Below are 12,969 nucleotides of genomic sequence, written 5' to 3'. Positions count from 1 at the left end.
ACACGTTACGGACGTAAGGATTTTTTTGTGCTGATAATTATAGGTTACCTGATTGTTTTAGGCTCCGTGTTGGGCGGATATGCGCTGGTAGGTGGCCATCTGGGCGCGCTTTATCAGCCAGCCGAATTATTAATGATCGGCGGTGCCGGTGCCGGTGCTTTTTTAGTCGGCAACAACGGTAAGTCGATTAAAAAAACGCTGAAGGCGCTGCCTAAGTTATTTCGCGGCTCCAAGTACAACAAAGCGGTTTACATGGATTTGATGGCGCTGCTTTATCGCCTGATGGCGAAGTCGCGTCAGCAGGGCATGTTATCGCTGGAACGCGATATTGAAGATCCCAGCCAGAGTGAAATTTTTGCTAATTATCCCCGCATTCTTGCCGATAAACAGTTAGTGGATTTTATTACTGACTATTTACGCCTGATGGTGAGCGGCAACATGAACGCTTTTGAAATCGAAGCGTTGATGGATGAAGAGATTGAGACCTACGAACACGAGTGTGACGTACCAGCGCAAAGTATTGCTGCAGTGGGTGATGGTCTTCCGGCATTCGGTATCGTCGCCGCGGTAATGGGCGTGGTCCATGCACTGGCTTCGGCCGATCGTCCAGCCGCTGAACTCGGTGCGCTGGTCGCGCATGCGATGGTGGGCACCTTCCTGGGCATCCTGCTGGCCTACGGGTTTGTCTCTCCACTCTCGTCAGTGCTGCGTCAGAAGTGTGCGGAAACCACCAAGATGATGCAGTGCATTAAGGTGACATTGCTGTCGAGCCTGAATGGTTACGCGCCGCAGATTGCGGTGGAATTTGGTCGTAAGACGCTCTATTCCGCCGAGCGTCCGTCGTTCAGCGAACTGGAAGAGCACGTACGTAACGCCAAGAACCCGGCTAAACAGACTTCAGACGAGGCTTCATGAAACACGGCAATCGCCCAATTGTGCTGATCAAAAAGCGCAAACATAAAGGCCATGAAGGCAGCCACGGATCGTGGAAGATTGCCTACGCCGACTTTATGACGGCGATGATGGCCTTTTTTATGGTGATGTGGCTGCTCTCAATCGCCAACCCGCAGGAGCTGGTGCAGATAGCAGACTACTTCAAAACACCGCTGAAGGTAGCGATTACCGGCGGGGCGCGCAGCAGCAACAGCGAGAGCCCGATCCCCGGCGGCGGTGATGATCCGACCAAAAAGATTGGCGAAGTGAACAAAGTCGTCGATATGGACGCCCAGAAACGCAAGCTGGATGAGATTCGTCTTAACCGGCTGCGTGAAAAGCTCGACCAGCTGATTGAAGCGGATCCGCGTCTGAAAGCGCTGCGCCCGCATCTGATCATCAACATGGTGGAAGAGGGGCTGCGTATTCAGATTATCGACAGCCAGAATCGCCCGATGTTTAAGACCGGTCGGGCCGAGGTTGAGCCCTATATGCGCGATATTCTGCGTGCGATAGCGCCAGTCCTTAACGACATTCCGAACCGCATCAGCCTGGCCGGACATACCGATGATTTTCAGTATGCCAGCGGTGACAAAGGCTACAGCAACTGGGAACTGTCGACAGACCGTGCTAACGCCTCACGCCGTGAACTGGTGATGGGCGGCTTAGACAGCGGAAAAATTTTACGGGTGTTGGGTATGGCCGACACCATGCGCCTGAAAAATCGTGGCGGTAATGACGCCGTTAACCGCCGCATCAGCCTGCTGGTGTTGAACCACGACACCGAAGCGGCAATAGAAAAAGAGAACGCAGAAAGTGATGCCGTCCAGATCAGCGATCCGGCGGCCATTGAACAGATTACCGCACCTGCAACACCAGGCGGCGCGGTGAATACAGCAGCCCCCTCACAGCCGAGGTGATTCCCGTGAGTATGGACATCAGCGATTTTTACCAGACGTTTTTTGATGAAGCCGATGAGCTATTAGCGGATATGGAACAACACCTGTTGGGCTTAGACCCGCAGGAGCCAGATTCGGAACAGCTTAACGCCATCTTCCGTGCCGCTCACTCCATTAAGGGTGGGGCCGGAACCTTTGGTTTTACGGTATTACAGGAAACGACTCATATCCTGGAAAACATTCTGGATGGTGCTCGTCGCGGCGAGATGCAGCTCAGCACCGACATCATCAACCTGTTTTTGGAAACCAAAGATATTATGCAGGAACAGCTCGATGCTTATAAAACCGCGCAGGAGCCTAACGCGGAAAGCTTCAAATATATCTGTGAAGCGCTGCGCCAGCTGGCGCTAGAGGCCAAAGGTCTGCCGGTTGATGTTCCGGCCAGTGTTGCCACTGCCAGCGCAGAACCGGCCAGCACCAGCGGCCTGCGTGTACAGCTGATCGATCTCAAAGAGAAAGAGGTCGATCTGATGCTGGAAGAGATGAGTAATCTCGGCACCCTGACCAACGTACAGAAAGGCAGCACCACGCTGGATGTCTGCATTGATGGCGTCGGTAAAGATGACATCGTGGCGGTGCTCTGCTTCGTCATCGACGAAGCACAGATCCGCTTCCCGGCAGCAGACGAAGCCGTTGCCGCGCCAGCTGCTGTTGCAGCCGAGGCCGAACCGGTGGTGGAAGACGTTCACACCGCCACCGTCACCGAACTGCCGGTGGCCGCAGTGAAGCGTGAAAGTAAGCGCGTCGCGGCACCTGCCAAATCGAGCGAATCCACCAGCATCCGTGTTGCGGTAGAGAAAGTCGATCAGCTGATCAACCTGGTGGGCGAACTGGTCATTACCCAGTCAATGCTCGCTCAGCGTTCCGGCGAACTCGATCCGGTCGCGCACGGCGACCTGCTGAACAGCATGGGTCAGCTGGAGCGTAACGCCCGCGATCTGCAGGAATCGGTGATGTCGATTCGTATGATGCCAATGGAATATGTCTTCAGCCGCTTCCCGCGTCTGGTGCGTGACCTGGCCAGCAAACTCGGCAAAGAGGTCGAACTGACGCTGCTGGGCAGCTCAACCGAACTCGATAAGAGCCTGATTGAACGCATCATCGATCCATTAACGCACCTGGTGCGTAACAGTCTTGACCACGGTATCGAAACGCCAGAGAAACGTCTGGTGGCCGGTAAAGTGGCAACCGGTAACCTGACGCTTTCAGCGGAACATCAGGGCGGCAACATCTGCATTGAAGTGTCTGATGATGGTGCCGGTCTGAACCGTGAACGTATTCTGGCTAAAGCCCTCTCATCGGGCCTGCCGGTTCACGAGAACATGAGCGACGAAGAGGTCGGCATGCTGATCTTCGCACCGGGCTTCTCCACCGCAGAGCAGGTGACGGATGTTTCAGGACGCGGCGTCGGTATGGACGTGGTGAAACGAAATATTCAGGAGATGGGCGGTCACGTCGAAATCGCCTCGAAGCAGGGCAAAGGCACCACCATTCGTATCCTGCTGCCGCTGACCCTGGCCATCCTTGATGGGATGTCCGTTCGTGTGGCCGATGAAGTCTTTATTCTGCCGCTGAATGCGGTGATGGAGTCGCTGCAACCGCGCGCCGAAGAGCTGAAACCGCTGGCCGGTGGCGAGTGCGTGCTGGAAGTGCGTGGCGAATATCTGCCACTGGTCGAGCTGTGGAACGTCTTTGATGTGCAGGATGCCAAAACCGAGGCCACTCAGGGCATCGTGGTAATCCTGCAAAGCGCGGGCAAACGTTACGCGCTACTGGTCGATCAGCTGATTGGCCAGCATCAGGTGGTGGTGAAGAACCTGGAAAGTAACTATCGCAAAGTGCCGGGCATCTCTGCCGCCACCATTCTTGGCGATGGTAGCGTGGCGCTGATTGTTGATGTTTCAGCACTGCAATCACTTAACCGTGAAAAACGTGTGGCTGGCGCTGCCGCCTGATTGATAACGAAAGGGTAAATAACATGAATGGAATGGCAACCGTGACAAAAATCGCTGGCGAAACTGTGGGTCAGGAGTTTCTGGTCTTCACGCTGGGCGACGAAGAGTACGGCATCGATATCCTCAAAGTTCAGGAAATTCGCGGTTACGATCAGGTAACGCGTATCGCAAATACCCCTGAATTTATCCGCGGCGTCACTAACCTGCGCGGCGTAATCGTGCCGATTATCGATCTGCGCGTGAAGTTTGCGCAACCCGATGTTGAGTACAATGAAAACACCGTGGTTATCGTGCTGAATCTGGAAAATCGCGTGGTCGGTATTGTGGTTGACGGCGTCTCTGATGTGCTGTCGCTGACCCAGGATCAGATCCGTCCTTCACCAGAGTTCGCTGTGACCATGTCCACCGAGTACCTGACCGGTCTGGGTGCGCTGGGCGATCGCATGCTGATTCTGGTCGACATTGAGAAGCTGCTGAGCAGCGACGAGATGGCGCTGGTGGATAACCTGCGTAGCGCGTAATTGAATCATCCCGGGCCGGTTATGGCTGGCCCGTGATAGTTTCACTGAGCGATAATTCCTTTCTAATCATACAATAAAGCCGCATTGCACTCTAATTTCCCGCTGTCACCTGCCGATAATCCCTCAGTCACTTTAATTACCTACTTTCTTCAGGGTTACTCATGTTAACGAAAATCCGTGTTGTCACCAGCCTGTTACTGGTGTTGCTGGTGTTTGGGCTGTTACAGGCCTTCTCCGGTTCTGTTTTCTACTCCGCATTAAGCCACGACAAGCAAAGCTTCGCCGTGTCGCAGCTGGCGATGCAAAATACGCAGTCGCTCAACGACGCCTATATGAGTCTTAACCAGAGCCGGGTGCTGCTGACCCGTATTCAGCTGCGTTTCGCCACCAGTAAGCTGGAAGGCAAAACGGCCGATGTCGCCACGCTGTTTGACGACAGCAAAAACTTTCAGCAGGCGGCCGCCGGTTTTTTCAAAGTCTTTAAAGAGACACCCGATACGCCGGGACAAAATAGTGAGTTAAACAACCAGCTGGAGCAGCGCTACAGCGACTATGGCGCTGCGCTGGATCAGTTGCAGACGGCGCTACAGGCAAACGATCTGATTGCGGCCGGTAAAGCCCCGGTGGCGCCAAGTCAGAGTGCGTTTCTGACGCTTTACCGTGAATGGCGAGCCGATCAGAATCGCTTGACTACGCTTGGTGTTGAAGAGAACAGTTCGGCTTACAGCCGTATGATGTGGATCCTCTCCACCATCATGGCTGTCGTGGTCGCCGTGATCGTGTTCTGCTGGTTTGGACTGCGCAAAATCGTGATGACACCCCTCAACAGCAGCATTAATCACATCCAGCATATCGCCCAGGGCGATTTAACCCAGCCGATTGTGGTGGAAGGGCGCAATGAGATGACTCAGCTCGCGGCCAGTCTGCATGACATGCAGCAGTCACTGGTGCGCACGGTGACCAATGTGCGTGACGGCTCGGATGCGATTTTCACAGGTGCCAGCGAGATCTCTGCCGGAAACAATGATCTTTCTGCCCGCACAGAACAGCAGGCGGCGTCACTGGAGCAGACGGCGGCCAGCATGGAGCAGCTCACAGCCACGGTGAAACAGAACGCCGAAAATGCCCGCCAGGCGTCACAGCTGGCACTCAGCGCCTCAGAAACCGCAGAAAAAGGCGGCAACGTGGTGGCGGGTGTCGTGAAAACCATGAGCGAAATCGCTGGCAGCTCGAAGAAGATTGCCGATATCACCAGCGTGATTGATGGCATTGCTTTCCAGACTAATATTCTGGCGCTTAACGCCGCCGTTGAAGCGGCGCGTGCCGGCGAGCAGGGTCGCGGTTTTGCCGTGGTCGCGGGCGAAGTGCGTAATCTGGCCCAGCGCAGCGCCCAGGCGGCAAAAGAGATCAAAGGGTTGATCGACGACTCAGTGAACCGGGTCAATGTCGGTTCGCAACTGGTCGGCACCGCCGGGGAAACCATGAGCGATATCGTCAGTGCGGTTACGCGCGTCACCGACATCATGGGTGAAATCGCCTCGGCGTCGGACGAGCAGAGTCGCGGTATCGATCAGGTCGGGCAGGCGGTCACTGAGATGGATCGCGTTACCCAGCAGAACGCCTCGCTGGTGGAAGAGTCCGCTGCGGCAGCCGCCTCGCTGGAAGATCAGGCCAGCCGGTTAAGTCAGTCAGTGTCGGTCTTCAAAATTAAACGCGGCGCGTTGCAGCAGACGCTGACAAAGCATCTGCCGATTGCCGCACCCGCTACGGCGGCGCTGGCACCACGCAAAGCCCTGACGGCGCCGGTCAGTGATACTCACTGGGAAACCTTCTGATGTCACGCTGCGCATCCTGCGGGATGCGCAGCAACCCCTCGCGATTCCTCTGCGTAAAGCCAAACTCAGCAGCTCATGCTGATAAAAATAATTACAAAAGCCACTTCTCTCCTGAAAGCGCTGAATAGCGTTAATTAATCCTGTTACATCGCCGATATAGCCGCTGCACCTAAATTAACCTGCAGGGGAACAAGATGTTAAAAAAAATAAAAGTGGTGACCAGTTTAATCGCAGTCCTGGTCATCTTTGGCGCGCTCCAGTTAGTCGCTGGCAGCCTTTTCTGGTCAGCCCTCAATAAAGACAAAGAGTCCTTTGCGCTGTCGCAGGTCTCCAATCGCAATGTCACCGAGATGACTGACGCCTATATTTCACTGAACAACAGCCGTACCACGCTGAACCGCGGCATGCTGCGCTTACAGACCAGCATGGCCTCGCAGATGAACGGCGGTCAGCTTGATGAGCTGATCAACAAAGCCAATACCCAGTTAGCGGAAGCCGATCGCCACTTTAAAATCTATTACCATCTGCCAACCACGTCAGGTCTTGACGAAACCATGGGCGACACGCTTGAAGCGGATTACGCTAACTACGAAAACGGCCTGAAGGCGATGGTAAAAAGTCTGCAGGCGCGTGACCTGGAAGGGATGTTTAAACAGAACATTGAGCAGAAACAGGTCGCGATGCAGGAGAGCTACAACAAATGGCGTGCGCGTCAGACTGAGCTTTCCGATCAGGGAATGGCGCAGAACCAGAAAGCCTTTAAACAGATGATGTGGCTGCTGGCCGCGATTGGTGTTGCGGTGCTTGCGGTGATTATTACCTGCTGGTTTGGCCTGCGTCAGGTGTTGATTCAGCCGCTGCAACAGCTGCTGGCACAGATACGCGCTATTGCCTCCGGCGATTTGACCCAGCCGATTGTGGTTGAGGGGCGTAATGAGATGAGCCAGCTGGCAGCAGGCATTCATGAGATGCAGCAGTCGCTGGTGATGACGGTGGGGAATGTGCGTGACGGCTCTGATGCCATCTTTACCGGTGCCAGCGAAATCGCCGCCGGTAACAACGACCTGTCGGCCCGCACCGAAGAGCAGGCCGCTTCGCTGGAGCAGACCGCTGCCAGCATGGAGCAGCTCACTGCCACGGTGAAGCAGAATGCTGACAACGCCCGTCAGGCATCCCAGCTGGCGCTGACCGCCTCCGAAACCGCGCAGCAGGGCGGTAAAGTGGTGAATGGCGTGGTCACAACCATGAAAGAGATCGCCGGCAGCTCGAAGAAGATCGCGGACATTATCAGCGTGATCGACGGCATCGCCTTCCAGACTAATATCCTGGCGCTGAATGCGGCGGTTGAAGCGGCACGTGCCGGTGAACAGGGTCGCGGTTTTGCGGTGGTGGCCGGTGAAGTGCGCAGTCTGGCCCAGCGCAGCGCCCAGGCCGCCAAAGAGATTAAAGGCCTGATTGAAGACTCGGTGTCACGCGTCAACAGCGGTTCACTGCAGGTTGAAAGCGCCGGCAGCACCATGAATGAGATTGTGGGTGCCGTGACCCGCGTTACCGACATCATGGGTGAGATCGCCTCGGCTTCCGATGAGCAGAGCCGCGGTATCGAGCAGGTCGGTCTGGCCGTTACCGAAATGGATCGCGTGACCCAGCAGAACGCCTCGCTGGTTGAGGAGTCTGCCGCCGCTGCGGCCGCACTGGAGCAGCAGGCCAGCGTCCTGACCCAGGCCGTCTCCGTTTTCAAAATTTCCCGCGCCTGATTTTTTCCTCTTTCAACATGGCGGCGGCGTAAAGCCGTCGCCATGCATAAAGTTCCCCCCGTCTCCGCCGATAAATACACACGAATCGCCAACCAATGAGGTGTTTATGTTTAGTCGAGTACGAGTCGTCTCCGGCCTGCTGTGTGTGCTGGCGCTGTTTGCGCTGCTGCAGCTGTTTTCCGGCGGAATGTTTTTCAAAACTGTCAGTTCAGATAAAGAGAATTTTGCCTACAACCAACGCCTGAATACTCTGCAACAGGCGATGGGCACCTCATGGGTTTCGCTGGTTCAGGCGCGCAACACCCTTAACCGCGCCGGTATCCGTTTTCTGCAGGATGCACAGATGTCGGGCTCGGGTGCCAGCGTGAAAGAGCTGGTCGCCCTGGCGGGCGAGGAGCTGAAGCAGGCTGAAGTCAGCTATCAGATATTCAACGATAACCTGTCAGAAGAAGGCAAAACGGCCGAAAACGTCCGGGCGTTACAGGCGAACTACAAGGCCTATCACGATGCGCTGGCGGAGCTGATGGTCTTCTTCACCGCCGGCAATTTCAAAGGTTTTGTGGATCAGCCGACCCAGAGCTACCAGGACAAGTTCCAGAAAGATTACAGCGAGTGGCTTGAGCACAATAAAGCGCTGTCTCAGCAGGGTGTGGAAGCCAACCAGCACGCGTATACCCGCTCCATCACTATCGTTATCGCCACGCTGGCAGTGACCTTGCTGATGATTATCCTGGTGTGGAACGTGATGCGCTCGGTGCTGATCCGTCCGCTGCGTCAGAGCATTGAGCATATCCAGCACATCGCACGGGGCGACTTGACCCAGCCGGTTGAGATTAGCGTGCGTAACGAAATCGGGGAGTTACTCACTTCGCTGCAGCACATGCAGCAGGAGCTGGTCCGTACCGTGCGTACCGTTCGAGACGGCTCTGATGCCATCTATACCGGTGCCAGCGAAATCTCCATCGGCAATAACGATCTCTCTTCGCGTACCGAACAGCAGGCCGCTTCGCTGGAGCAGACCGCTGCCAGCATGGAGCAGCTCACCGCGACCGTGAAGCAGAATGCCGAAAACGCCCGTCAGGCGTCCAAGCTGGCGCTGACCGCCTCTGAAACCGCGCAGCAGGGCGGCAAAGTGGTGGATGGCGTGGTCACCACCATGAAAGAAATTGCGGGCAGTTCCAAAAAGATTGCCGATATCACCAGTGTGATTGATGGCATCGCCTTCCAGACCAACATCCTGGCGCTGAATGCGGCCGTTGAAGCGGCGCGTGCCGGTGAACAGGGTCGCGGTTTTGCGGTCGTTGCCGGTGAAGTGCGCAGCCTGGCGCAGCGCAGCGCCCAGGCCGCCAAAGAGATTAAAGGTCTGATTGAAGATTCGGTTAGCCGCGTTAATACCGGCTCGGTGCTGGTAGAGAGCGCCGGTGACACCATGAGCAACATCGTCAGCGCGGTCACCCGCGTCACCGACATCATGGGTGAGATCGCCTCAGCGTCAGACGAGCAGAGCCGTGGCATTGACCAGGTGGGGCTTGCCGTGACCGAGATGGATCGCGTCACCCAGCAGAACGCCTCACTGGTCGAAGAGTCAGCGGCAGCGGCTGCAGCGCTCGAAGATCAGGCAAGTCATTTAAAACAAGCGGTATCAGTGTTCAATATTGGTAAAGAATTTGTCGCTCAGGCCGTTAACAAGACAACGGCGATGAAAACTCTCCAGTCAGATGCACCGTTAGCCGTTGGTCGTTCGCCTGCTACCCGCAGCGACGACAACTGGGAAACCTTTTAAACGCCCGTGGCCCGGCCGCTATTGAGCCGCCGGGCATCGCAGCAGACAAATAATGTATTGAGTTCGGGCCAGGTGCAGAGATGAAAAAATCGACAATTTTAGATCAAAATGAGACGACAACGCTGCTGTCGCAGATGGTGCAGCGTTTACCGCTCTCCGATACGCATTTTCGTCGTATCAGCCAGCTGATCTATCAGCGTGCCGGTATCGTACTGGCCGATCACAAGCGTGAGATGGTTTACAACCGTCTGGTTCGTCGCCTGCGTACGCTGAATATCGATGATTTCGGTCGCTACCTGGCGCTGCTGGAGTCCGATCCGAACAGTGCCGAGTGGCAGGCGTTTATCAATGCCCTGACCACTAACCTGACCGCGTTCTTCCGCGAAGCGCATCACTTCCCGATTCTGGCGGAGCATGCACGTAAGCGACAGGGCAACTTCAGCGTCTGGAGTACCGCAGCGTCAACCGGCGAAGAGCCTTACTCCATCGCCATGACGCTGGCGGAAGCACTGGGCACCGGACCGGGCAAGTTCCAGGTTCATGCCAGCGATATCGACACCCAGGTGCTGGAAAAAGCGGTGGCGGGTGTTTATCGCCAGGAGGAGCTGCGCACGCTGTCACCCGCGCAAATGCAGCGCTACTTCCTGCGCGGCACCGGTCCTCATGCCGGTATGGTGCGGGCGCGTCCCGAGCTGACCAATATGGTCACTTACGCGCAGCTTAACCTGCTGGCCAATGACTGGGCGCTGCCGGGTCAGTTCGACGCTATTTTCTGTCGCAACGTGATGATCTATTTCGATAAAGAGACGCAGGAGAAGATTCTGCGTCGGTTTGTCCCGCTCCTGAAGCCGGGTGGCATTCTGTTCGCCGGGCACTCAGAAAACTTCAGTCAGATCAGTAAAGAGTTCTGGCTGCGCGGGCAAACCGTCTATGGACTGACGAAGGAAAGATGATGAGCAAAATCACCGTGATGTGCGTAGATGACTCTGCGCTGATGCGGCAGTTGATGACTGAAATCATCAACAGCCATCCGGATATGGAGATGGTCGCTACGGCGCCCGATCCGCTGGTCGCCCGCGATTTGATTAAGCAGTTCAATCCGCAGGTGCTGACGCTGGATGTGGAAATGCCGCGCATGGATGGCCTCGATTTCCTGGAAAAACTGATGCGGTTACGGCCAATGCCGGTGGTGATGGTTTCATCGCTGACCGGGAAAGGCTCTGAAATTACCCTGCGCGCGCTGGAGCTGGGAGCGGTGGATTTCGTCACCAAGCCACAGCTCGGTATTCGCGAAGGAATGCTGTCTTACAGCCAGATGATTGGCGACAAAATTCGTGCAGCTTCCCGTGCCCGACTGCACAACCGTGCAGCGATGCCGGTGCCGGCGACGCTGAAAGCGGGTCCGCTACTGAGTAGTGAGAAGCTGATTGCGATTGGCTCCTCAACCGGGGGTACCGAGGCGATTCGCCATGTGCTGCAGCCGTTACCGGCGACCAGCCCGGCACTGCTGATTACCCAGCATATGCCGCCAGGCTTTACCCGCTCTTTTGCCGAGCGTCTGAACAAGTTGTGTCAGATCACGGTGAAAGAAGCTGAAGATGGTGAGCGTATTCTGCCAGGCCATGCCTATATCGCGCCAGGCGCAATGCACATGGAGCTGGCCCGAAGTGGCGCCAACTATGTGGTGAAACTGAATGAAGGGCCACCGGTTAACCGGCACAAACCCTCTGTGGATGTGCTGTTTAAATCGGTGGCAACTTACGCCGGACGAAATGCGGTGGGGGTCATCCTCACCGGCATGGGCAACGACGGTGCCGCCGGGATGCTGGAAATGCATCGGGCAGGCGCCTGGACTATCGCCCAGAACGAAGCCAGCTGTGTGGTATTTGGCATGCCGCGTGAGGCCATTGCCACAGGCGGCGTGAGCGAAGTCGTGGATTTAAGCAACATCAGCCAGCACATGCTGGCGAAAATTAGCGCCGGACAGGCATTGCGTATTTAACAGGCCCGTCCCGCCGGGCGAGACAACTCAGGAGTAGATATGGCTGATAAAAACATGCGCTTTTTGGTAGTAGACGACTTCAATACGATGCGTCGTATTGTGCGTAACCTGCTGAAAGAGCTGGGCTTCAATAACGTAGAAGAAGCGGAAGATGGTGTGGATGCCCTCGGCAAACTGAAAGCGGGTGGTTTCGACTTCGTGATTTCCGACTGGAACATGCCAAACATGGATGGCCTGCAGCTGCTGCAGACCATTCGTGCCGACGCGGCAATGAGTTCGCTGCCGGTGTTGATGGTGACCGCGGAAGCGAAGAAAGAGAACATTATCGCCGCCGCCCAGGCCGGTGCCAGCGGATATGTCGTGAAGCCATTCACTGCGGCAACCCTGGAAGAAAAGCTGGGTAAAATTTTCGAAAAACTGGGCATGTAAGGGGATGTGATGAGCGACTTTCCGAAACCAACTGAGGATGCCGCGGCACACGACATCATTTCACGTATTGGCTCTCTGACGCGCATGCTGCGCGACAGCCTGCGCGAGCTGGGGCTGGATAAAGCCATAGCCGATGCGGCTGAAGCCATTCCTGATGCCCGCGACCGTCTGGATTATGTTGTGCAGATGACGGCGCAGGCCGCTGACCGTGCGTTGAACTGTGTTGAAGCAGCACAACCCCATCAGGATAAGATGGAAGCCGGGGCAACCCAGCTGAAAGGGCGTTGGGATGAGTGGTTTGAGAACCCGATTGAACTGGGTGATGCGCGGGAGTTGGTGACGGATACGCGCGCATTCCTCACCGCCGTGCCAGAGCATACCGCCTTTACCAACAAGCAGCTGCTTGAAATCATGATGGCGCAGGATTTCCAGGACCTGACCGGTCAGGTGATCAAGCGCATGATGGATGTGATCCAGGAAATTGAGCGCCAGCTGTTAATGGTGCTGCTGGAGAATATGCCAGAAGTCAGCGCTGAGAAGCGTCAGGAAGGCACCAGCCTGCTGAACGGGCCGCAGATTCACGCCGATGCACCGGGCGTGGTGGCGAACCAGGATCAGGTTGATGACCTGCTGGACAGCTTAGGGTTCTAGGTTTCGTCCGCCTGCGGGCGGGTGAAACAGCTGCAGCTTATAATAAACAGGGTCACCTTCGGGTGGCCCCGTTCCGCATTGTCAGACCCATCCCCGAAAGAACGCCTGTTTTCTTCATCTTATCTCCGCTTTAACTTAAGCCAG

General features: G+C 56.0%; 11 protein-coding genes. All 11 read left to right on the top strand.

The features are described 5' to 3' along the window. The first annotated feature begins 27 nt into the window (after positions 1–27). The 11 genes from motA to cheZ all read left to right on the top strand — a co-directional run bounded on the left by motA (position 28) and on the right by cheZ (position 12,825). Positions 28–915 (top strand): flagellar motor stator protein MotA, encoded by an 888-nt coding sequence (motA, locus tag GVJ63_RS05180; RefSeq protein WP_003849139.1) that lies wholly within the window; start codon positions 28–30, stop codon positions 913–915. Then, positions 912–1,853 carry a flagellar motor protein MotB gene (gene motB, locus GVJ63_RS05175; protein ID WP_159226498.1) on the top strand — a complete coding sequence of 314 codons (942 nt, stop codon included), beginning with the start codon at positions 912–914 and terminating at the stop codon, positions 1,851–1,853. Before motA ends, motB begins: the two co-directional genes overlap by 4 nt. 11 nt (positions 1,854–1,864) lie before the next feature. Beyond that, the gene (gene cheA / locus GVJ63_RS05170) at positions 1,865–3,847 is read left to right on the top strand and encodes a chemotaxis protein CheA (RefSeq protein ID WP_022625500.1); all 1,983 of its coding nucleotides are present in this window, start codon (positions 1,865–1,867) and stop codon (positions 3,845–3,847) included. 23 nt (positions 3,848–3,870) lie between these two features. Continuing rightward, on the top strand, positions 3,871–4,368 hold the full coding sequence (gene cheW, locus GVJ63_RS05165) for a chemotaxis protein CheW (RefSeq protein ID WP_010258541.1): 498 nt from the start codon (positions 3,871–3,873) through the stop codon (positions 4,366–4,368). 161 nt (positions 4,369–4,529) lie between these two features. Then, positions 4,530–6,203, top strand: coding sequence for a methyl-accepting chemotaxis protein (locus tag GVJ63_RS05160; RefSeq protein WP_159226497.1), 1,674 nt, complete (start codon positions 4,530–4,532; stop codon positions 6,201–6,203). Positions 6,204–6,397: 194 nt separating this feature from the next. Then, the gene (locus tag GVJ63_RS05155) at positions 6,398–7,960 is read left to right on the top strand and encodes a methyl-accepting chemotaxis protein (protein ID WP_022625501.1); all 1,563 of its coding nucleotides are present in this window, start codon (positions 6,398–6,400) and stop codon (positions 7,958–7,960) included. A 106-nt stretch (positions 7,961–8,066) separates the two neighbouring features. Next, positions 8,067–9,743 (top strand): methyl-accepting chemotaxis protein, encoded by a 1,677-nt coding sequence (locus GVJ63_RS05150; RefSeq protein WP_010258548.1) that lies wholly within the window; start codon positions 8,067–8,069, stop codon positions 9,741–9,743. An 80-nt stretch (positions 9,744–9,823) separates the two neighbouring features. Beyond that, a complete protein-coding gene (gene cheR, locus GVJ63_RS05145; RefSeq protein WP_010258551.1) occupies positions 9,824–10,696 on the top strand; it encodes a protein-glutamate O-methyltransferase CheR in 873 nt (290 codons plus the stop codon). Continuing rightward, positions 10,696–11,745 carry a chemotaxis response regulator protein-glutamate methylesterase gene (locus GVJ63_RS05140; RefSeq protein WP_010258555.1) on the top strand — a complete coding sequence of 350 codons (1,050 nt, stop codon included), beginning with the start codon at positions 10,696–10,698 and terminating at the stop codon, positions 11,743–11,745. The genes cheR and GVJ63_RS05140 overlap by 1 nt, the downstream gene beginning before the upstream one ends. Positions 11,746–11,784: 39 nt before the next feature. Then, entirely contained in the window at positions 11,785–12,174 is a 390-nt protein-coding gene (cheY, locus tag GVJ63_RS05135; RefSeq protein WP_010258559.1) for a chemotaxis response regulator CheY, read from the top strand. A gap of 9 nt (positions 12,175–12,183) precedes the next feature. Then, positions 12,184–12,825, top strand: a complete 642-nt coding sequence (cheZ, locus tag GVJ63_RS05130) for a protein phosphatase CheZ (protein WP_003849160.1) — start codon at positions 12,184–12,186, stop codon at positions 12,823–12,825. Positions 12,826–12,969 lie beyond the last annotated feature (144 nt).

The sequence above is a fragment of the Pantoea sp. 18059 genome, assembly GCF_902706165.1.
Lineage (GTDB): Bacteria > Pseudomonadota > Gammaproteobacteria > Enterobacterales > Enterobacteriaceae > Pantoea > Pantoea agglomerans.
The sequence above is the reverse complement of the archived record's forward strand: the minus strand, read 5'-3'. Positions and strand labels throughout refer to the sequence as shown.